At 44.8% G+C, this 20,742-nt stretch carries 19 protein-coding genes; 14 read left to right on the top strand and 5 right to left on the bottom strand.

Annotation, left to right across the window (positions count from 1 at the left end):
* Positions 1-49: 49 nt before the first annotated feature.
* Complete coding sequence (locus F894_RS14300; protein WP_004732555.1) at positions 50-670, bottom strand: LOG family protein; 621 nt, start codon at positions 668-670, stop codon at positions 50-52.
* 332 nt (positions 671-1,002) lie between these two features.
* Between F894_RS14300 and F894_RS14295 the strand changes: the two genes are divergently transcribed.
* The 6 genes from F894_RS14295 to F894_RS14270 all read left to right on the top strand — a co-directional run bounded on the left by F894_RS14295 (position 1,003) and on the right by F894_RS14270 (position 9,485).
* The gene (locus F894_RS14295; RefSeq protein ID WP_005248442.1) at positions 1,003-2,580 is read left to right on the top strand and encodes a TerC family protein; all 1,578 of its coding nucleotides are present in this window, start codon (positions 1,003-1,005) and stop codon (positions 2,578-2,580) included.
* Between the two features lie 73 nt (positions 2,581-2,653).
* Positions 2,654-3,118, top strand: a complete 465-nt coding sequence (locus F894_RS14290; RefSeq protein ID WP_005248441.1) for a YchJ family protein — start codon at positions 2,654-2,656, stop codon at positions 3,116-3,118.
* Between the two features lie 61 nt (positions 3,119-3,179).
* Complete coding sequence (locus F894_RS14285) at positions 3,180-3,824, top strand: trimeric intracellular cation channel family protein (protein ID WP_004644893.1); 645 nt, start codon at positions 3,180-3,182, stop codon at positions 3,822-3,824.
* 129 nt (positions 3,825-3,953) lie between these two features.
* The gene (locus tag F894_RS14280; RefSeq protein ID WP_005248439.1) at positions 3,954-5,273 is read left to right on the top strand and encodes a niacin transporter NiaP; all 1,320 of its coding nucleotides are present in this window, start codon (positions 3,954-3,956) and stop codon (positions 5,271-5,273) included.
* Between the two features lie 165 nt (positions 5,274-5,438).
* Positions 5,439-7,658: a DNA topoisomerase IV subunit A gene (gene parC, locus F894_RS14275; RefSeq protein WP_005248438.1), complete on the top strand. Its 2,220-nt coding sequence runs from the start codon at positions 5,439-5,441 to the stop codon at positions 7,656-7,658.
* Between the two features lie 150 nt (positions 7,659-7,808).
* Complete coding sequence (locus F894_RS14270) at positions 7,809-9,485, top strand: long-chain-fatty-acid--CoA ligase (RefSeq protein WP_005101517.1); 1,677 nt, start codon at positions 7,809-7,811, stop codon at positions 9,483-9,485.
* A 51-nt stretch (positions 9,486-9,536) separates the two neighbouring features.
* On the opposite strand, the gene F894_RS14265 is transcribed toward F894_RS14270, so the two are convergent.
* Positions 9,537-9,917, bottom strand: coding sequence for a hypothetical protein (locus tag F894_RS14265; RefSeq protein ID WP_005248437.1), 381 nt, complete (start codon positions 9,915-9,917; stop codon positions 9,537-9,539).
* Positions 9,918-10,017: 100 nt separating this feature from the next.
* Between F894_RS14265 and F894_RS14260 the strand changes: the two genes are divergently transcribed.
* Both F894_RS14260 and ppa read left to right on the top strand, forming a co-directional pair.
* Entirely contained in the window at positions 10,018-10,416 is a 399-nt protein-coding gene (locus F894_RS14260; RefSeq protein WP_005101513.1) for an MAPEG family protein, read from the top strand.
* 117 nt (positions 10,417-10,533) lie between these two features.
* Positions 10,534-11,070 (top strand): inorganic diphosphatase, encoded by a 537-nt coding sequence (gene ppa / locus F894_RS14255; protein ID WP_005248436.1) that lies wholly within the window; start codon positions 10,534-10,536, stop codon positions 11,068-11,070.
* Between the two features lie 95 nt (positions 11,071-11,165).
* On the opposite strand, the gene F894_RS14250 is transcribed toward ppa, so the two are convergent.
* A complete protein-coding gene (locus tag F894_RS14250; RefSeq protein WP_005248435.1) occupies positions 11,166-12,485 on the bottom strand; it encodes an OprD family outer membrane porin in 1,320 nt (439 codons plus the stop codon).
* A gap of 599 nt (positions 12,486-13,084) precedes the next feature.
* Here F894_RS14250 and F894_RS14245 point away from each other — a divergent pair.
* Positions 13,085-13,819: a TorF family putative porin gene (locus tag F894_RS14245; RefSeq protein WP_004732532.1), complete on the top strand. Its 735-nt coding sequence runs from the start codon at positions 13,085-13,087 to the stop codon at positions 13,817-13,819.
* A 47-nt stretch (positions 13,820-13,866) separates the two neighbouring features.
* Here the strand turns inward: F894_RS14245 and F894_RS14240 are convergent, their stop codons facing one another.
* Both F894_RS14240 and F894_RS14235 read right to left on the bottom strand, forming a co-directional pair.
* Positions 13,867-15,357 carry a YifB family Mg chelatase-like AAA ATPase gene (locus tag F894_RS14240; RefSeq protein ID WP_004732527.1) on the bottom strand — a complete coding sequence of 497 codons (1,491 nt, stop codon included), beginning with the start codon at positions 15,355-15,357 and terminating at the stop codon, positions 13,867-13,869.
* 66 nt (positions 15,358-15,423) lie between these two features.
* A complete protein-coding gene (locus tag F894_RS14235; protein WP_004732524.1) occupies positions 15,424-15,651 on the bottom strand; it encodes an accessory factor UbiK family protein in 228 nt (75 codons plus the stop codon).
* A 277-nt stretch (positions 15,652-15,928) separates the two neighbouring features.
* Here F894_RS14235 and glnK point away from each other — a divergent pair, with 277 nt between their 5' ends.
* The 5 genes from glnK to F894_RS14210 all read left to right on the top strand — a co-directional run bounded on the left by glnK (position 15,929) and on the right by F894_RS14210 (position 20,724).
* A complete protein-coding gene (glnK, locus tag F894_RS14230) occupies positions 15,929-16,267 on the top strand; it encodes a P-II family nitrogen regulator (protein WP_005248434.1) in 339 nt (112 codons plus the stop codon).
* Between the two features lie 59 nt (positions 16,268-16,326).
* A complete protein-coding gene (locus F894_RS14225) occupies positions 16,327-17,739 on the top strand; it encodes an ammonium transporter (protein WP_005248433.1) in 1,413 nt (470 codons plus the stop codon).
* Between the two features lie 140 nt (positions 17,740-17,879).
* Positions 17,880-18,344, top strand: a complete 465-nt coding sequence (gene nrdR, locus F894_RS14220; protein ID WP_004281044.1) for a transcriptional regulator NrdR — start codon at positions 17,880-17,882, stop codon at positions 18,342-18,344.
* Positions 18,345-18,346: 2 nt separating this feature from the next.
* Entirely contained in the window at positions 18,347-19,435 is a 1,089-nt protein-coding gene (gene ribD / locus F894_RS14215; RefSeq protein ID WP_005248431.1) for a bifunctional diaminohydroxyphosphoribosylaminopyrimidine deaminase/5-amino-6-(5-phosphoribosylamino)uracil reductase RibD, read from the top strand.
* Positions 19,432-20,724: a DNA adenine methylase gene (locus tag F894_RS14210; RefSeq protein WP_005248430.1), complete on the top strand. Its 1,293-nt coding sequence runs from the start codon at positions 19,432-19,434 to the stop codon at positions 20,722-20,724. The genes ribD and F894_RS14210 overlap by 4 nt, the downstream gene beginning before the upstream one ends.
* Positions 20,725-20,742: the final 18 nt, after the last annotated feature.

Raw genomic sequence — 20,742 nt, 5'->3', positions numbered from 1 at the left:
CCAATAAAAAAGCGAGCCAGGTGCTCGCTTTTTTCTTAATTGGAACGGTTTAAACCACAAATCTTTGCGGATGGCCTAAATTGGTTAAAGTTGTATAAATTTCTTCTTCGTGTTCGCAAATGATCAGTTTGGCGCGATGCTGTGGCGGTAAAAAACCATCTTCGACCGCACGGTCCAGCTGTGCAATCAAGGCATCATAGAAACCATTCACGTTATACAGCATCATTGGTTTCTGGTGCTGGTTCAGCTGCCCCCAGGTGGCAATTTCCAGAATTTCCTCAAACGTGCCCAGTCCACCCGGTAGTGCTACAAAGGCACAGGCCCGCTCAGCCATCATAGCCTTGCGTTGATGCATGCTGGTCACCACATGTAATTCAGTGAGCTGGTTATGGGCAATTTCATAATCCAGCATAAATTCGGGAATTACCCCAACGGCTTCACCGCCGTGCTGGATCATGGCATCCGCGACCTGTCCCATCAGGCCGATACTGGCGCCACCATAGACCAGTCCGAAACCATGTTCTGCCAGTCCTTGCGAGAGATGAATGGCTTTTTCTAAATAAACCGGTTTGTTGCCTGCACGTGAACCACAATAGAGTGCCACTAGAGGGCGAGTTGTTTTTGGGGAGTTGTCTTTAAAATAATCTGTCATTTGAATTACGCTTTGCATTTATTTTCTTCACCTTATCATTTTTCTTTCTTGTGACTCTAGCTTAATTAATAAATATGACAATTCTGTGAGCAGCTGCATTTTCACTGCATTACAGCCAGGCAAAATTCATCGATAAACAGCCATGAAAAAGGGTGAATTTCGATTTGATCTTGCTATACTAAAAATTGGTTTCACAACAATAGAACGAAAATGGGTAGTGGTAGTTGGCCGTGTAACTCTATAAATCGCCGTCAAGTAATTGGTATTGTTCAATATCAAAAATATTATGCTGTTTCATTACAGTCTCGGTTCATTCAATGCTGCAGTCCTGAGTTTCAGGAGCCAAGCGTATGATCTTTGAATGGATGTCGGACCCTTCAGCCTGGGTCGGTTTACTCACATTAATTGTTCTTGAGATTGTACTCGGGATCGACAATCTGGTTTTTATTGCCATTTTGGCGGAGAAACTGCCACCCGAACAGCGTAATGCAGCGCGGATTGTGGGCTTAATGCTGGCCTTGGTAATGCGTTTGATCTTGCTGGCCTCGATTGCCTGGGTGGTCACTCTGACTGATCCACTGTTCCATATTTTTGATCATGCTTTCTCAGGTCGAGATCTGATTCTATTGTTTGGTGGGGTGTTCCTGCTGTTCAAAGGCACCATGGAACTGCATGAGCGTCTGGAAGCCAAACCGGTCATCAAAGAAGAAAATCCGGTCCATGCAGTATTCTGGATGGTGATTGTCCAGATCGTGGTGCTGGATGCCGTTTTCTCATTGGACAGTGTGATTACTGCGGTTGGCATGGTCAAAGACCTGTCAGTCATGATGATTGCCGTGATTATTGCCATCGGGATTATGCTCTGGGCATCCAAAGCCCTGATGGATTTCGTCAACAGGCATCCGACCGTAGTGATTCTGTGTCTGGGCTTCCTGATGATGATCGGTTTCTCGCTGGTGGTCGAAGGCTTCGGTTTCCATATTCCGAAAGGCTATCTGTATGCTGCGATTGGTTTCTCGGTGATTGTCGAATTTATTAACCAGACCATGAAACGCAATCAGGAAAAAATGGTGACTACTACGGATATGCGCTACCGTACTGCTTCAGCAGTGATGCGGATGCTGGGTGGTAAACCTGCTCAGGACAATGACTCGTCTGAACCGGAAGATGTTCTGGCCACGCGTGCCTTTGCCGATGAAGTCTTTAATGATGACAATGGCATCTATCATAGTGTCATGGTGCAGGGGGTACTGGGTCTGTCTGAACGTCCGGTCAAGTCGGTAATGACGCCACGTCCTGAACTGGAATGGATTGATCTGGACAATGACGCTGACAGTATCAAAGAACAGTTATTGCAGATGAGCCACTCGCGTCTGATTATCGCCCGGGGTGAACTGGATAATATTGCCGGTGTGGTACTGACCCATAAAGTCCTCAACGAATACATTGAAACCGGGGTGCTGGATTTTGAAAAGCACTTACGTGAACCGGTGATTGTGCATGAAAATGCCCAGGTCTTGATGGTGATGGAACAGTTGCGTCAGGCTCCATTGCAGATGGCAATTGTCCTGAATGAATATGGTTCAATTGAAGGGATTGCCACCCCAATTGATATTCTTGAAGCAATTGCCGGTGAATTCCCGGATGAAGATGAGTTGCAAGCCGCCGCGGAAAGCCTGGAAGATGGCAGCCTGATTCTGGATGGTTCCACCGATATTCGTCATGTTTCCTTGCTGCTGGATCGTGATCTGGTCAATGAAACCGAAGAATATTCGACTTTATCTGGTTATGTATTGTTCCATATGGCACGTTTACCACATAGCGGTGAAAAGTTTGAAGCAGATGGGCATATCTTTGAGGTCGTGACGATGGACGGTCATAAGATCGATAAAGTGCATATCATTCCGCAGCTTCCTGCACAGGACTAGATTCTAGCCAATGTTTGGCCTGTAAAGTTTGCTAAAATAGCCCGGATTGTCGGGCTATTTTTATGGAACTGAAATGTCAGAAGCATGTCCATGTGGACAAGGCGAATATCACAGTTGTTGTCAGCCACTGCATGTAGGGCAAAAGGTCGCAGAGACTGCACAGCAACTCATGCGTTCCCGTTACAGTGCCTTCGCCAAGCATGAAATCGATTACATCAAAACCACGACTGCGCTGGGTCAGCAACAAGCGCTGGACCTGCAGGCAATTAGTGAATGGAGTAAAGCCAATCAATGGTTAAAGCTTGAAATTGTTCAAGCCAATGAAAAACTAGATAAAAATCATGCCTTGGTCGAGTTTAAGGCACATTATCATGATGGCAAGCAGGCACAGGTGCATCATGAAGCTTCGCATTTTGTGAAGTTTGAAGGTCGCTGGTATTTTCTGGATCCGACTACAGACTATAACATCACCATGAAACAGGCCTGCATTTGTGGTTCGGGGAAAAAATTTAAGCAATGTTGTGCCGGATTCTTATAACTTTCACACAGATTTAGCTTAGAATAGCCGCCATCTCATAGCCTCAGGTGGAAGCAGGGCGATGTTACTGACCGTCATCTATATTATTGCAATTACCGCTGAAGCCATGACCGGGGCACTGTCCGCTGGCCGGCGCAGCATGGACTGGTTTGGCGTGATGATTATTGCCTGTGTCACGGCACTGGGCGGTGGTTCGGTCCGTGATGTTCTGCTCGGACATTATCCCTTGACTTGGGTCAAACATCCCGAATATCTGGTGCTGACCTGTTGCGCCGCCTTCGTCACCATCCTGATTGCCAAATGGATGCGACAGTTACGTAATGTCTTCCTGGTACTGGATGCCTTGGGGCTCATTGGCTTTACCATTATTGGCTGCCAGATTGCCCTGGAAATGGGACATGGTTTTGTGGTCAGCGCCGTCGCGGGTGTTTTGACCGGAGTGTCTGGCGGGATTTTGCGTGATATTTTATGTAATGACGTGCCGCTGGTGTTCCGCCGTGAACTGTATGCCAGTATTGCCTTTGTTTCAGTGATCTTTTACTGGCTCTGTAGCCACTACGGCTTGTCGCAGGATCTGACCATTTTGTCTACCCTGATTTTTGGTTTTAGCTTACGTCTGATCGCCATCTATTTTGGTCTGGAAATGCCAAAATTCATTTATAAAGATGATGATGAGCACTCGGCATCTTCCAAAGACGAATCTTAATTTTTAAATGTATAAAGTGCGGCAATAAAAATAGCCGCATTCAGCTCAATTCGTAGTATAAAAAATACAAAGCAGCCCACCTGTTGAGAAAGCAGCATCTCCCGTTCCACCTGATCAGAGATTTTTGTTATGGATTTAGTTTCTCGCATACAACGCTTACCGATTGGTAGGTTTCACTACACCTTGCTGGTGGTGATTGGACTGGGCTGGATGTTTGATGCGATGGATACCGGATTGATTTCCTTTATCCTGGCCAAAATGGCCGAAGACTGGCAGATGACTGCGGATCAAAAAAGCTGGGTAGTGTCGATCGGTTTTGTCGGCATGGCGATCGGGGCGATTTGTTCAGGTGGCCTGGCAGACCGTTTTGGCCGTAAAACAGTCTTTGCTGCGACTCTGGTCATTTATAGCTTGGCCACGGCAGCCTGCGCTTTTGCACCGAATCTGACTTGGCTACTAGTATTCCGTTTTATTGTCGGTTTAGGCTTGGGTGGTCAGTTACCCGTGGCCGTAACGCTGGTCAGTGAATATATTCCTGCACATGTGCGTGGCCGTTTTATTGTCTTGCTGGAAAGTTTTTGGGGGCTAGGCTGGCTGGTTGCGGCGCTGGTATCGCGCTTTGTTATTCCTGATTTTGGTTGGCAAACTGCTTTCATGATTGGTGGCCTGCCTGCGCTGTATGCCATTGTAATCTGGAAAATGATACCGGAATCTATTCCTTTCCTGATTAACCGTGGCCGTATAGAGGAAGCTTCAGCACTGGTGAAAAAGATTGAGCGTCAATGTGGCGTTCAAGTCTATGAAATTTTTGAAGTGAAACCAGTCGCAGAGAAGCAGAATATTTCATTTTCACAATTATGGTCGGGTATCTTTGCGCGCCGTACGCTTATGCTCTGGCTGATCTGGTTCGGTATTATTTTCTCCTATTATGGCATCTTTACCTGGTTGCCAAGCTTACTGGTCAAAGAAGGTTATAGCATTGTCCAGTCATTTGAATATGTGCTGATTATGATTCTGGCGCAGTTGCCCGGTTATCTGGTGGCGGCATGGCTGGTCGAAAAACTCGGTCGTAAGCCGACTTTGGCCGGCTTTATTGGCATGTGCGCGATTTCTGCCTATTTCTTTGGTCAGTCGGGTAGTGTTACTGAAATCGTGATTTGGGGCTGTCTGATGTCCTTCTTTAATCTGGGTGCCTGGGGCGTACTCTATACTTATACGCCGGAACAATATCCGACCAATATCCGTGCCTTTGGTTCAGGCTGGGCCGGGGCTGTTGGCCGGATTGGCGGTATCGCGGCACCTTTTGCCGTAACCCATCTGATGGGTATGCCGAATGGCTTTAGCTATGTCTTTACCATGTTTACGGCAGTTCTGGTCGCTGTCGCGATTGTGATTCTGGTCTTGGGTGAAGAAACCAAAGGCAAGACCCTCGAATCGATGGGCTTATAAAGGGAATGATTTTTTAGTTGCTTAGGGCCTATAAAGTGGATATTTTTAGGCCATAAGACACAAATTGTCGCGCTGAACGATTTGATGCCCTTGTGTCATCTACAGCCACGACTTAGCATAAGAAACATTGATACAAAAACGAATTATTTAGGACTATAGGTTGTTATGACAAGCCTTGCGCATCATGCGACAGAAAACCGCTCCGTAGCAGAATTTACCGAACAAGCTTATCTGAATTACGCCATGTACGTGATTATGGATCGGGCACTCCCTCATATTAGCGATGGCCTGAAACCGGTACAGCGCCGGATTGTCTATGCCATGAGTGAGCTGGGCCTGAAATGGACCAGCAAACCGAAGAAATCGGCACGTACAGTCGGTGACGTACTGGGTAAATACCATCCGCATGGTGACTCGGCCTGTTATGAAGCCATGGTGCTGATGGCACAGCCCTTTAGTTATCGTTACCCGTTTATTGAAGGGCAGGGCAACTGGGGTTCACCAGATGATCCAAAGTCTTTCGCAGCGATGCGTTATACCGAAGCCAAGCTTTCCCAGTACAGTGAACTATTACTGTCTGAACTGGGACAGGGCACCTGTGAATGGCAGGACAACTTTGACGGTTCGATGAAAGAACCGGTGAACTTGCCGGCCCGTGTACCGAACATCTTGCTGAATGGCACCACTGGTATTGCTGTCGGTATGGCCACAGACATTCCACCGCATAACCTGCGTGAAGTGGTCAAAGGGACGATTGCGCTAATTCGTAATCCGAACCTGACCGATGAAAAAATCGCAGAATATATTCCTGCGCCAGACTTGCCGACCAAAGCCGAAATTATCACCCCGCCTGCTGAACTGTTAAAAATTCAGACCACAGGCCGTGGCAGTTATCGCATGCGTGCGGTCTATAGCGTCGATAAAAACGAAATTATCATCACGGAACTGCCTTATCAGGTGTCCGGTTCCAAAATCATCACCCAGATTGCCGATCAGATGCAGGCCAAAAAACTGCCATTGGTCAGCGATGTACGGGATGAGTCAGATCATGTCAATCCCACCCGTTTAGTCATTGTTCTGCGTTCGAATCGTATTGATGCCGAATCGGTGATGAGTCACTTGTTTGCCACCACCGATCTGGAATCCAGTTATCGTGTCAATATGAACATGATTGGTGCCGATGGCCGTCCACAGGTGAAATCAATTCGTCGTATTTTGCTGGAATGGATTGAAATCCGTAAAACCACGGTAACACGCCGTCTGCAATATCATCTGAACAAGATCGAAAAACGCCTACATATTCTCGGCGGTCTGATCATTGCTTATCTCAATATTGACGAAGTGATTCAGATTATTCGTGAAGAAGATCAGCCAAAACCAGTTTTGATGCAGCGTTTTAATATTGATGAGATTCAGGCCGAAGCGATTCTGGAACTGAAATTGCGTCATTTAGCCAAGCTTGAAGAAATGGAAATGCGCCGTGAGCAGGAAGAACTGGAAGCGAAAGCTGCAGTAATTCGTGAACAACTGGCCAATCCGGAATCTTTAAAAAGCCTGATTATTTCTGAACTAAAAGACGATGCCAAGAAATTTGGTGATGATCGCCGTTCGCCAATCGTACAGCGTGCCGAAGCTGCTGCAATCAATGAAACTGAAATGTTGCCGGCCGATCCGGTGACAGTGGTGTTATCAGAAGCCGGCTGGATTCGCTGTGCTAAAGGTCATGAAGTCGATGCAGAAAATCTGAATTTCCGTGCCGGTGATCAGTACTTGAGTCATGCACAGGGCAAATCCAATCAACGCGTTTATGTAATAGATGACACTGGGCGTAGCTATGCCTTGGCCATCAATACGCTGCCGTCTGCGCGTGGTCTCGGTGAGCCGCTCAGTTCAAAACTGTCTCCTGGCAGTGGGGTGGGTTTTAAACAGGTTCTGGTGGCAGAGGATGAAACTGAAATTCTAGCGGCAAGTAATAAAGGTTATGGTTTTAAAACCCAGGCCAAGCAGCTGGATACCAGTGCCAAAGCGGGGAAAGCTTTCCTGAATTTATCTGAAGGGGCAGAGGTCATGAACCTGCAGCCACTCGATGATGCCACGCATGTTGCACTGCTCAGTTCAACAGGACGCCTGTTGATTGTCGATTTAGCAGAATTACCTGTATTGAACAAAGGTAAAGGAAATAAATTGATACAACTTGAAGATAGTGATCAAATTTTGTCCATGACAATATTGAAGCTTGATGAAATAATTCAAGTGCTTGCAGGACAACAGCAGTTAAAATTAAAAGGGGATGATTTGCGCAAATATATCGGTAAGCGCGGTGCAAAAGGACAGCTTTTACCACGCGGATATCAAAAAGCAAATAAACTGTTGATTCAAAGATAAGACTAGCATCCATCCTGCGAAATACGTTATATATGAACAACGATTCAACAAGATGGATGCAATATCGCACATATACAAGTCTAAAAATGGCGTGTGATATTGAAAAAAACAGTTGAAATACTAAGGATTATGATTGGAGAGATGGTCATTATGGAAAAAATTTGGTTTGCTGAATACCAAAAAACAGGGATTCCAGAAACAGTAGAATTACCAGCAGAAAATACTTCTCTAGTAGATGTTTTTGAGCGTAATTTCCAAAAATTCGGCTCGCGTGATGCCTTTATCTTTATGGATAAGGCTATGACTTTCAATGAATTGGAAGAGGCGAGCCGCAAGTTTGCAACTTATCTACAAAGCTTGGGGTTGGCAAAAGGTTCACGTGTGGCAGTGATGATGCCAAACGTTCTTCAGTATCCGGTTGTGGCACTTGGGGTGTTCCGCGCAGGTTTGGTACTGGTCAACGTGAATCCACTCTACACATCACGTGAACTTGAGCATCAATTAAATGACTCTGGCGCTGAAGTGCTGGTGATTATTGAGAACTTTGCTTCTGTTTACCAGGCAATTATTGGTAAAACACCAGTGAAGCATGTCGTGGTCGCTTCTGTCGGTGACATGCTGGGTGCCTTGAAAGGGACACTGGTGAACTTTGTATTGCGTTCTGTGCGCAAGCAAATTCCAGCTTGGGATATTCCAGGCCATGTGAGATTCAATGCGGCGTTATCTAAAGTTAATCCAAGTAACTATAAACGCCCTGAATTGACCCTTAGCGATACAGCAGTTCTTCAATACACAGGTGGTACCACAGGCGTATCTAAAGGCGCTGAACTGACACATCGTAACCTGGTTGCGAACATGCTGCAGTGTGACGGCATCTTCCAGAGTAAATTTGGTGCGCAAGATGGTCAGCCAGATGACCGTATTTTCTGTGCTTTGCCGCTTTATCATATCTTTGCATTCATGGTATGCGCACTTTACGGTATGTACAAAGGTCAGGCGAATGTTCTGATTCCAAACCCGCGTGATTTACCTGCGGTGATGAAAGAGCTACGTAAATACCAGCCGACTTTCTTCCCGGCAGTGAACACACTTTTCAATGCGCTGGTAAACAATGAAGAGTTCAAGCAACTTGATCATAGCAAATTGAAAATGGCGATGGGCGGCGGTATGGCCGTACTTCCTTCTACCGCAGCAGCATGGAAGAAAGTTACCGGAACCAATATCGTTGAAGGTTATGGCTTGTCTGAAACTTCTCCGGTGGCAACAGCAAACCCACCTGCGTCTGAAGAATTCAGTGGCACTATTGGCATTCCATTGCCATTGACTGAAGTGGCTATTCTGGATGATGAAGGCAATGAAGTTCCACTGGGTGAGCAAGGTGAAATTTCAATCCGTGGTCCTCAGGTCATGAAAGGCTACTGGAACCGTCCAGATGAAACTGAAAAGGTCATGGTGAATGGCTTCTTCCGTACCGGTGATATCGGTGTTATGGATTCACGTGGTTATGTGAAAATTGTAGATCGTAAGAAAGACATGATTCTAGTGTCTGGTTTTAACGTCTATCCATCTGAGATTGAAGAGGTTGTAGCAACTCATCCAAAAGTACTGGAAGTGGCTGCGATTGGTGTGCCAGATGAAAAATCAGGTGAAGTGCCAAAACTGTTTGTTGTGAAAAAAGATCCGTCTTTAACCACAGAAGAAGTTTTAGCATTCGCTAAAGAAAACCTGACCGGTTATAAACGTCCACGTTATGTCGAGTTTATGGATGAATTGCCAAAATCCAACGTAGGTAAAATCCTGCGTAAAGATTTACGTAAAACAGCCTAATACCTGTAAGAAAAAAAAGCGCCATCAGGCGCTTTTTTTGATTTGGACTTTTTATTTTTTCATTAACCAGCGATCAAAATAAGGACGACCTACGCCGACTACTCCCAAGAAAATAAACATGGTACCGAACTGGCGGGTAAATCCGGTTTGATTAAAGCTGCCATAACTTAGAATGTTGTCGATCAAGCAATACGCCAGAATCGCGACCAGCCAGTGCCAGAGAGGCATACGCTTGATACCTACGAAATAAAAGGCAATCCATAAAATGGCAAAGGTAAAGATTGGCGACCAGATATTCATATTGGCACAAATGACGGCCATCAGAAATGCCACAATCGGCAGGACAATTTTTAATACGCGATCCACTTGACATTGATGTTGGCGTTGTTTCTCGAGGACATCGAACATTTCATTTTGATCAGGCGCGACCATAGTGAATCCTTAACAAGTAATAAAAAGCACTCTATTTAACAAAATTTATTCACGAAATGCCATGCTATGATAGAGATAAAATTTTCATGAGAAAAAACAGATGCACAGCATTAGTGGGGTTATTTATCTCATTTTGGCCGCTTGTCTTTTGCCTTATGTGTTTACATTGATTGCAAAAAAATCAGCAGGCTTCAGCAGCAAAGACAATCAGAATCCACGGGCATTTTTAGAAAAGTCTTCAGGCTTGGCCAGTCGCGCCAATGCTGCCCAGCAGAATAGCTTTGAAAGTTTGCCACTCTTTATTGCTGCGATCTTGATGGCAGAGTACATGGTGATATCACAAGATTTGGTCATGATTTTTGGTGTGGCTTATCTGGTTTTTCGTGTGTTGTACGGAATCTGCTATCTGGCCAACTGGGCGACTTTACGCTCTATCGTATGGTTGCTCTCGATGTTATGTCCTGTGACCTTATTGCTGCTGATCATCAAGTTGGTTTAAGTCATCAGGTCTGCGGACATATTTACAGTTCGATATTTTAAAATCCAAAAAAATCTTTAAAAACCGTTATAATTGTCGCGGTTTTTTAAAAGATATAACTTGTTAAAGAGTGATGCTATGAGCTACAGCAATATCCCAGCGGGTAAAGATGCGCCAAATGATATCTATGTGATCATCGAAATTCCTGCAAATGCAGCACCAATCAAATACGAAATCGATAAAGATTCTGATGCGTTATTTGTAGACCGTTTCATGGGTACAGCAATGTTCTACCCAGCAAACTACGGTTATGTACCAAACACACTATCGCTTGATGGTGATCCATTAGACGTACTGGTTGTAACGCCTCATCCAGTAGAGCCAGGTTCTGTGATTCGTTGCCGTCCTGTCGGTAAATTGAACATGGAAGATGACGGTGGTGTTGATGCGAAACTGGTTGCAGTTCCACATGACAAACTGACTCCAATCTACAAAGATGTTCAGGAATATACTGATCTTCCTCCATTGTTGATTAGCCAGATCGAACATTTCTTCCAGCACTACAAAGATTTAGAGCCAGGAAAATGGGTCAAGCTCAGTGGTTGGGAAAGTGCTGATGTTGCGAAACAAGAAGTACTGGATTCAATTGCAGCTTATGCAGAAGCAAACAAATAATTGCTTTCTGTGGTCTAGGCTTTAAAATTTTAAAGCCTGAAATAAAAAAACCTGCACAATGTGCAGGTTTTTTTATGGCTTGAAATTCGTGTGAATTAGAATAATTTTACAGGAATGTCTAACCAGATACGCCATTCATTAGTGTCACCAATGTAGTTAGATTGATAATCATCACTTGCACGGTAGTAAGAATGACGAAGACGTAAGCTTGCATCTTTCGCAAAACCAGACTGAACAGTATATTTCACTTGGTTAAAGAATTCGCGCTCATGCTCATTATCACTGATCATAGTACCTGCATTGTTAGTAGCTTTAATATCCCAACCATAAACAAAAGCAGATGTCCAAGATAATCCAGGAACATTTACAGCACCAAAGTCAAATGTATATTGAAGTTGCGCTGATTTTTCGTCATTACCAATGAAGTCAGACAGGTATGAATTCGGCATGTAAATCGATTGTTTGCCATCACCTACGCCTGTACCCAAACCATAATCATAGCCAGTGTTACCAAAGTTTTGCTGGTAAGCAAGCATGACATTATGTGGACCATGATTATAAGTTGTAGATAAAGCTAAAATAGTATTATCGAATGAATCGTCTGGTGAGCCGATTTGAGAATAAAGATATGGATTTGCTTCTTTATCCCATTTTGTATGGTAACCACTGAAATCATGAGTTAATGTGCTTTTATCTGCCAATGCATAGCTATAGTTGGCATTAACATAGTGGCGGTCTAAGCGGTCTTTAATGTCTGTACCATAATAAGAAGCATTAACTGCATCACTGAACTTATATTTCGCGCCCCAAACCACTGCACGATCCAGCTTTGCACCATCGGAATTGATTTGATTAGAAAGCTGGTTTTCTGTGAATTTACCAGCAATCAGGTTAAGATTTTCAATTTCATTACTTTGAACCAATACGCCAGTATAGTATTCAGGCACTAAACGCGCAGTATTGCTTGCAAGTACAGGTAGGTCTAAAACCTGAGTACCATAAGTAGCAGTCGTATTTGATACACGAGCTTTCACATATGCACCGCCACGAGCCCAGTGGTCATAAGCATCTTTAGTACCATCAGCATTATTTTGAGGGTGGACTGGGATCATATCATTGCCAGTATGACCATTTTCACCCAATTTAAATGAAGCATCACCAATAATACCAGCACCAAAGCCTACAGTACCTTGAGTAAAGCCAGAGTCTAGTTTAACAATCGCAGTTTGGGCAAATGAGCTCGTATCTGGTACGTTATTTTTCTTGTCACGGTGCAAATAGCCGGTACGGAAAAGTACAGAACCTTCTGTATCTTCTACAAAACCTTTCGATTCACTTTGCTCGCTAGCGAAAGCAGTAGAAACCAAAGCAGCCTGAATCAAAACTGCTAATGTTAATTTTTTTGAATTTTGCATTGGGAAGAGAGCCTTATACAAATTGATCGGAATTTTTTAGGAATTGTATAAGAAATGCTGAAAAAATGTCATTTTTTATTAGATATATTCCACTAAAGTTTAGATTTTTTTAACTCAAATTAAACAATAGCAAGGATTTGCGGTGATTAATTTTTAACCTGTCGGTAAAAAGTGAGTAAAAACATAATTTTATTGGAAGGTATAAATGATATTTCTGAAGTGATGAAATGAATGTGATGAGCTTGTTTATTTTGGAAAGTCCAAAAAAAAGTGATCAAAAATTACGCACTATTTTTTAGCACAAATTTTATTCATTACAAAAATGGAATCAAAATGGGGCAAATTGTAAATGATTATGTATAAGTATTAAAAAAGTGATGAAATAGCCTTAAATACATTTATTTAAAAGAAAGCCTAGATAATTCAGTTTTTCATAATTTAAATTTTAATTTAAAAACAATAACTTAAGTTTTATTTGTCTTTTTAGATTTATTATTTTGGTTCCTTTTATCCAGATTGGCATAGCTCTTGCAAATTTTGAGCTTGAGTTTAATCAATGATCATAAAAACGTCTCAGACGATCTGGGGGGAGCCACACAATGAAATTAACATTAAAAGTATTATCTCTTGCTTTATTGGGCGCTGTATCTTCTTTTACTTTTGCTGAAGAACCTGTTGCTGAACATACGGTATCTGGAAATATCAGCGTACTTTCGAGCTATAACTTGCGTGGTATTACTAACATTCCTGAAAATAGCGGCGCTACCTTACAAGGTGGACTTGATTATAACCATGCGTCTGGCTTCTATGCAGGTTGGTGGGGATCTACGCTAGATTACCCTTTGTCTGAAGAAGGACGTGATGCTTTCGAAAATAACTTCTATGCTGGCTATAGCCATGCAGTCAATGATGACTTAGGTTTAACGATCGGTACGACCTACTATTATTATTATGAATCTGATGTCAATTCTGATGGATTTGAGCTGTTACTGGGTATGAGCTATAAAGATTTGGGCGTTACAGCACAAACTCTTCTTGAAGATACTACTTGGGGCAATGCAGGTGATACCTATTTAAAAGCTACTTATAGCTATGCTTTACCACAAGATTTCAGCTTGGATACAGCTTTAGGCTTATACGCTTATGAAAAATCAGGTGACTTTATTGAAGGAACTACAGAAAGTTTTGGTTTCCGTCATTTTGACATCGGTTTAAGCAAGCCACTTGGTGACACAGGTGTAACTGCAAGCATGAATTATATCTTGGGTGGTTATGATCGTTTTGATGAAAAACAAAAGAATAAAGTCGTATTTGGACTGGGTTATAGCTTCTAATCCTCTTTAGATAAAAAGGCGACCTTAGGTCGCCTTTTTTTAATGATCTAAATCTGCTGCTGCCCGCGATAAGACAGGGCCTCCGAAAGATGCTGACTTTGAATATCTGGACTTTGATTTAAATCGGCAATGGTGCGTGCAACACGCAAGACCCGATGATAGCCGCGCGCTGATAAATTCAGTTTTTGCTGAGCCATTTCAAGCATATTCTGAGCAGACTGATCTAATGCGGCATATTGCTCTAACTGCTTTGGACTCAAACTCATATTCAAGGTATTTTGCCGTTGCATCTGAATTTCATAGGCTGCAATGACGCGTTGTCTAACCGTTTCTGAGTTTTCTGTAGGTCGATTGTCCTGTAATTCATGCGCTTGTAATGGCGGTACATCAATATGCAAATCAATCCGATCCAGCAACGGGCCTGAAATCCGGTTCTGATAGCGTTTAATACTTTCGGGTGAACATTGGCAGCGGATATCTTGATTGAATGCATACCCACATGGACATGGATTCATGGCAGCCACCAACTGGAAATTAGCCGGAAAGGTAATTTGGCGTGATGCCCGGGAAATGACGATTTCCTTGGCTTCCAAAGGCTGACGTAGAACCTCCAGCACTTTGCGGTCGAATTCAGGCAGTTCGTCCAGAAATAAAACCCCTAAATGTGCCAGGGTAATTTCTCCTGGCTTGGGGTGTGAGCCGCCACCGACCAATGCCACCGCAGAAGCAGTATGGTGTGGTGCTCGAAACGGCCGTTGTCCAAAAGGGTGATTGGCATTCGCCACCGAATAAATACTGGCCACTTCCAGATTTTCCTGCGTCTTTAAGGGCGGCAAAATACTGGCCAATCGAGAAGCCAGCAAGGTCTTGCCTGTTCCGGGTGGGCCTCGAAACAGCAGGGAATGACCACCTGCCGCAGCAATTTCCAAGCCACGCCGTGGTCGTAATTGTCCTTTTACATCCGCCAGATCAAACTTATAAAAATGGTCTGTATTGAGTGGACTGGCTTCTATTTGCGGTAAGCGCTGCGCTTGGGAAAGATGTTCACACACTTCTTTTAAATGATTGGCTGCAAAGACTTTAAAGTCTGGGAGCTGACAGGCTTCCTGTGCATTGGGGCCAGGCAAAATCAGTTGATGCTGGTCACTTTGACAGGCAATGGCAATACTTAAGGTGCCGCTGACAGGACGTAATTGACCATCGAGGGCCAATTCTCCAATAAATTCAAGATGCTCGGTGCAATTTTCAGGCAGCTGCCCAGAGGCCACTAAAATACCTAAAGCAATCGGTAAGTCCAGACGTGAGCCATCTTTTGGCAGATCTGCAGGGGCCAGATTAATGGTCAGACGTTTGGTTGGAAATTGAAAGCCGCTATTCAAAATGGCAGAACGGACCCGGTCTTTACTTTCACGTACCGCCGCTTCGGGAAGCCCCACTATAGTGAGCGAAGGCATACCCGAACTGACATGAACTTCGACTTCAATTAAAGGCGCATGCAGGCCCAGCAAGCCTCGTGTATAAATTTTGGCAAAAGACATTATTATTGTTCCAATTTGGTGCGTTATTTTTATAGTTCTGGTGTCTTTTATGCACTGTAGTTGTGCTTATTTTTTGTTCGAAATTCTCTCTTCTAATGCTTCCACCTGTTTGAGCAAATCATTCAGGCGATGATTGGCATTATTTAGGGCAGTACGCTGACGTTCTATTTCTTCTTTAGACACCAAATCCATTTTCGCCACAGCTTCATTTAACAAGGCACGGATATTATGTTCCAAATCTTTCTTAGGTTGTTCGACTTGCTGCAAAATTGCTTGTAATAAAGTTTCAATCATTGTCTGATCCATCGCCGTAGAAAGGAACCGACAGTTTAGCATTGCTAAAATGCAGACTATAGTATTTCAGACAAAATATAGACTTATTCGATTAAAGATATTGTAAAAATCCACATAAAAAATGTCTATTTTTTGAAGATTCAAAGCCTTTATCCGTATAAAATAAGGTATAAATAAACCACATGCCGGGCTTTCTAATTTCCCCCGACCTTAGGAATCTTGGCATGAAATTTGAACGTAAAACCTTACTGGTGAAATAAGCCGAAGGAAAACAAACATGAAGCTCGTAACTGCAATTGTAAAACCTTTTAAATTAGACGATGTTCGCGAAGCATTGTCTGAAATTGGTGTTCAAGGCATCACTGTAACTGAAGTGAAAGGCTTTGGTCGTCAAAAAGGCCACACTGAACTCTATCGTGGTGCTGAATACGTTGTAGATTTCTTGCCGAAAGTCAAAATTGAAATCGCGATTAGCGATGAAATGGTAGACGCGGTGATTGAATCTATTACTCGTGTGGCGAGCACTGGAAAAATCGGTGACGGAAAAATTTTCGTGACCAACTTAGAACAAGTCATCCGTATTCGTACAGGTGAAACAGGTACAGACGCTGTCTAACTTGGCACGAAGTTTGCTGAGTACCTAATAACTCACAAAAACTTGGTTGGGGGATACGAATGAAAAAAATGCTACTCGCGTTCGGCATGGCCGGCGCTCTTTTTGGTGGTTCTGTTGCATGGGCTGAAGAAGCTGCAATAGCAACAGCACCGACAGAAGAAATTGTGCTTGTTGAAGAAGCAGGCGATACAACAAATACAACAACAGACACGATAGCAGCAATTGCTGAAGCAGCGCCAGTTGAAGCTGCAGCGCCTGCAGAAGAAGAACCAACGCTAGATACCGGCGATACCGCCTGGGTTTTAACCTCTACCGCTCTAGTTTTACTCATGACCATTCCTGGCTTGGCGCTATTTTATGGCGGTATGGTCCGCAAGAAAAACGTTCTGGCGACGATGGCACATAGCTTTATTGCTGCGGCGGTGGTCAGTATTGCTTGGGTGATTATTGGTTATACCCTAGCTTTCGGTGAAGGCAATGCCTTTATAGGTGGCCTGGATAAATTCATGCTGGCCGGTATTACCACAGAGGCGCTTTCAGGCACGATTCCTGAAATCCTGTTTGTGATTTTCCAAATGACTTTTGCCATCATTACGGTTGCCATCATCAGCGGTTCGATTGCAGAGCGTATGAAATTTGGTGCTTTCGTTGCTTTTATCGCACTTTGGGTGGTGATTGTTTATGCACCAATTACCCACTGGGTATGGGGTGGTGGCTGGTTAGGTAACGACGGCGCGCTTGATTTTGCCGGTGGTACGGTTGTACATATCAACTCGGGTGTTGCCGGTCTGGTAGCGGCATATATGCTGGGCAAACGTATGGGTTTGGGTCGTGAATCTATGGCACCGCATAACCTGACGCTTACAGTAGTTGGTGCATCTTTGCTCTGGGTAGGCTGGTTCGGTTTCAACGGTGGTTCTGCATTAGGTGCCAACGGTTCTGCAGGCTATGCCTTGATCGTGACTCAAGTCGCAGCAGCGGCAGCAGCCATCTCCTGGTTAATCACTGAAAAACTGGCACGTGGTAAAGCTTCTGTACTGGGCGGCGTATCGGGTGCAGTTGCTGGTCTGGTGGTCATTACTCCAGCTGCAGGTTTTGTGACTGTAGGCGGTGCATTGGCGATGGGTCTGATCGGTGGTGTGGTGTGTTTCTGGGGGATTACTGCACTGAAACGTGCATTGAAAGCCGATGACTCTTTAGATGCTTTTGGTTTGCATGGTGTAGGTGGTATTGTCGGCGCGATTTTAACCGCGTTCTTTGCCAGCGAATTCATCATGGGGGACAATGCTCCTGCAAATGTCATGCATCAGCTTTGGGTGCAAGTGGAAGGTGTACTGGCGACAATTGCTTACTCTGCGATCATGACCTTCATTATCCTGAAAGTCATCGACTTGATCATTGGAATCCGTGTAGCATCTGATGATGAGCGTATGGGTCTGGATTTAAGCCAACATGGCGAACGTGTCGAATAATAATAAATCCACCATAATCAATATATAGTGTAAAACAGCCCGAATGGGCTGTTTTTTTTCTATATGTTGCGTAAAACTCTACAAAGTTTGTAATTTTTGCTACACTCGGAATCCATCTGGATTTGTTCAATTAAACCGCTATGCATTGCCCATTTTGCAATACTGCAGACAGTAAAGTGATTGATTCACGCCTGGCAGCTGAAGGCTGTCAGATTCGTCGTCGCCGTGAATGTGTCAGTTGTAATGAACGCTTCACTACCTTTGAAAGCTATGAAGTGGTGATGCCGCGCGTCATCAAGTCGGATGGCAAAAATGAACCTTTCGATGAAGCCAAATTACGCCGTTCCCTGATGCATGCCTTGCAAAAACGCCCGGTGACCCAGGAGCAGATTGAAACAGTGCTGAGCGATATTCAGCTACAGATTCGCCGTCTGGGTGAGCGTGATGTGAAATCACGTACCATCGGTGAAATCGTGATGCAGTCTTTATTTGCTCTGGATCATGTTGCCTATGTGCGTTTTGCTTCGGTCTATCAGGATTTTCAGGATGTCGAAGCTTTTCGTCATCAGATTGAACAGATGCAACAACGAGAATTACAAGAATAAGCATGGCTGAACTGAATCAAGATCAAATCTGGATGCGCCGGGCCATTGAATTGGCACGTCAGGGGCAATATTCCACCAAACCGAATCCGAATGTCGGCTGTGTCATTGTTAAAGATGGCATCGTGATTGGTGAAGGCTTTCATCCCCAAGCCGGCCAGCCACATGCTGAAGTCTTTGCGCTGCGTCAGGCCGGTGAACAGGCACGTGGTGCAACCGCTTATGTGACTTTAGAACCTTGTGCGCATTATGGCCGGACACCGCCTTGTGCCAAAGGTCTGGTGGAAGCAGGTGTGGCTAAAGTTGTCGTGGCCTGTCCTGATCCCAATCCGCTAGTGGCCGGAAAGGGCGTACAGATCCTGAAAGATGCGGGCATTGAGGTAGACGTTGGCATCTGTGAAGATGAAGCGCATGAGCTGAATCAAGGCTTCCTGAAAGCCATGGCGACCGGTATGCCTTATGTGCGTTTAAAAATTGCCTCAAGCCTGGATGGCCGTACCGCGATGGCATCAGGTGAATCGAAATGGATTACCGGTGTAGCAGCACGTCAGGATGTACAGCATTGGCGTGCGATTTCAGGCGCGGTGATTACCGGAATTGAAACGGTCCTTGCTGATGACTGTCAGCTGAATGTACGTCAACTGGATGCTGTTGAAGATATCAAGACCGTGGTGCAACCGAAACGGATTGTTCTGGATCGTCAGGGACGTCTGCCACTGAGTGCAAAGATTTTAGCGCAACCTGAAACAGTGATGGTCATGGGGCCATTTCGTCAAGAGCTTGCAGACCTGGGTGTGCTACACTTGCCGGTACAGCCTTTAGCAGAATTATTAAAGCAACTGGTTCAGCAGCATCAGATTTATGATGTCTTGGTGGAAGCAGGGGCGACCTTATCTACGGCATTTTTACAACAAAAATTGGTTGATGAACTGATCAGTTACGTTGCACCGACCCTATTGGGTCAGTCTGCGCGTACCATGTTTAATGCAGAATTTAGCCATATGGCCGAACAACTCCGATTTAAGCTGCGCGATGTAACTCGCTTAGGTGATGACGTGCGCTTCAGGCTAATTCCTTTTCAAGAGACACTATGAGTTCAGAGTCTACGGTTTATCATAAACGTCGCCATGCGGCACGTACCACCGATGAATATCTTTTCCATCAGCTGGTTCCTTATCTAGGTAACAAACGCCGTTTACTGCATTTAATTCTGGAAGCGTTGGAAAGTACAGGAACCCTGAAACGTAGCGATGGTCGTGCGCCGATCTTTGCTGATTTTTTTGCCGGTTCAGGTGTGGTTTCACGTTTGGCCCGTCAGAATGGCTATCGCGTGATTGCCAATGACTGGGAGCCGTATAGCCATGCGCTGAATCATGCAGTACTGGCCTGTACGGAAGCGCCAGCATTTAAAGAGCTGGGTGGTTATCAGAAAGCGATTGATTATCTAAACCGTCTGCCGGAAGTGAAGGGCTGGGTGACGCATAACCTGTGTCCGCGCAATGATGAAATTTATGATCCGGCCCGTGACCGTTTGTTCTTTAAACGTCGTAACGGCATGCGTATTGATGCCATCCGTCAGCAGATTGCCGCCTGGCAGGCCCAAGGTGCAATTGATGATGTGGAAATGTCTGCCTTGCTGGCGCCTTTGCTGTATTCCGCCAGTTTTGTCAGCAATACTTCTGGTGTTTTCAAAAGCTTCCACCATGGCTGGGGCGGGAAAACCCAAACTGCGCTGGAACGGATTGAATCTTTACTGTGGCTAACGCCAAGCCGTTTTTGTGAGTCGGATCAGAAAAAGGGGATGGCCGCAGAAATGTGGTGTGTCGATGCCCAGCATCTGGCCAATCAGATGAGCGGCTTTGAAGTGGATGTGGCTTATCTGGATCCGCCGTATAATCAGCATGCGTATAGCAGTAATTACCATGTTCTGAATGCGCTGACCTTGTGGGATCAGGCCGATTTGCCGACTCCGGATACTAAGGGCTTTAAGAGCGGGATTGACCGGGCATGGCGTAAAGAACGTCCGAGTCAGTACAACTCTTCCAAATATGCACAAGAAGCCTATGAAAACCTGTTGGCGACCATTAATGCGCGTTTCATCCTGACCAGTTATTCAACCGACGGCAATATCAGCGCTACTGATTTATTGCAGGCCAACTTGAAACGTGGTCGGGTGACCTTGCTGACCCAGGACGTGCCACGGTATCGGGTCAGCAAACAGCGTCAGTCTGAACGTGCACGCGTGCTGGAATTTATTGTGATTACCGATACCCACGCCAAGTCAGGTCCACCGATCCGTCAATTACTCAGCCAGCTGCATCATTATGCAGAATTGGGCGGTGTCGATACGACCGGCGTCAGTACCCAGTTGGCACTCTGGTAAAAGAATTGAAAAGGAAAT

It is taken from the genome of Acinetobacter sp. CIP 51.11 (assembly GCF_000369665.1).
Taxonomy (GTDB): domain Bacteria; phylum Pseudomonadota; class Gammaproteobacteria; order Pseudomonadales; family Moraxellaceae; genus Acinetobacter; species Acinetobacter lwoffii_S.
The sequence above is the reverse complement of the archived record's forward strand: the minus strand, read 5'-3'. Positions and strand labels throughout refer to the sequence as shown.

Bases quoted from the DNA above. Each gene is read 5' to 3' on its own strand.
- nrdR (WP_004281044.1), top strand. From the start codon at position 17,880: ATGCATTGCCCATTTTGCAATACTGCAGACAGTAAAGTGATTGATTCA.
- F894_RS14210 (WP_005248430.1), top strand. From the start codon at position 19,432: ATGAGTTCAGAGTCTACGGTTTATCATAAACGTCGCCATGCGGCACGT.
- F894_RS14300 (WP_004732555.1), bottom strand. From the start codon at position 670: ATGCAAAGCGTAATTCAAATGACAGATTATTTTAAAGACAACTCCCCA.
- F894_RS14290 (WP_005248441.1), top strand. From the start codon at position 2,654: ATGTCAGAAGCATGTCCATGTGGACAAGGCGAATATCACAGTTGTTGT.
- F894_RS14270 (WP_005101517.1), top strand. From the start codon at position 7,809: ATGGAAAAAATTTGGTTTGCTGAATACCAAAAAACAGGGATTCCAGAA.
- F894_RS14250 (WP_005248435.1), bottom strand. From the start codon at position 12,485: ATGCAAAATTCAAAAAAATTAACATTAGCAGTTTTGATTCAGGCTGCT.
- F894_RS14295 (WP_005248442.1), top strand. From the start codon at position 1,003: ATGATCTTTGAATGGATGTCGGACCCTTCAGCCTGGGTCGGTTTACTC.
- ribD (WP_005248431.1), top strand. From the start codon at position 18,347: ATGGCTGAACTGAATCAAGATCAAATCTGGATGCGCCGGGCCATTGAA.
- F894_RS14285 (WP_004644893.1), top strand. From the start codon at position 3,180: ATGTTACTGACCGTCATCTATATTATTGCAATTACCGCTGAAGCCATG.
- F894_RS14225 (WP_005248433.1), top strand. From the start codon at position 16,327: ATGAAAAAAATGCTACTCGCGTTCGGCATGGCCGGCGCTCTTTTTGGT.
- parC (WP_005248438.1), top strand. From the start codon at position 5,439: ATGACAAGCCTTGCGCATCATGCGACAGAAAACCGCTCCGTAGCAGAA.
- F894_RS14260 (WP_005101513.1), top strand. From the start codon at position 10,018: ATGCACAGCATTAGTGGGGTTATTTATCTCATTTTGGCCGCTTGTCTT.
- glnK (WP_005248434.1), top strand. From the start codon at position 15,929: ATGAAGCTCGTAACTGCAATTGTAAAACCTTTTAAATTAGACGATGTT.
- ppa (WP_005248436.1), top strand. From the start codon at position 10,534: ATGAGCTACAGCAATATCCCAGCGGGTAAAGATGCGCCAAATGATATC.
- F894_RS14245 (WP_004732532.1), top strand. From the start codon at position 13,085: ATGAAATTAACATTAAAAGTATTATCTCTTGCTTTATTGGGCGCTGTA.
- F894_RS14235 (WP_004732524.1), bottom strand. From the start codon at position 15,651: ATGATTGAAACTTTATTACAAGCAATTTTGCAGCAAGTCGAACAACCT.
- F894_RS14280 (WP_005248439.1), top strand. From the start codon at position 3,954: ATGGATTTAGTTTCTCGCATACAACGCTTACCGATTGGTAGGTTTCAC.
- F894_RS14240 (WP_004732527.1), bottom strand. From the start codon at position 15,357: ATGTCTTTTGCCAAAATTTATACACGAGGCTTGCTGGGCCTGCATGCG.
- F894_RS14265 (WP_005248437.1), bottom strand. From the start codon at position 9,917: ATGGTCGCGCCTGATCAAAATGAAATGTTCGATGTCCTCGAGAAACAA.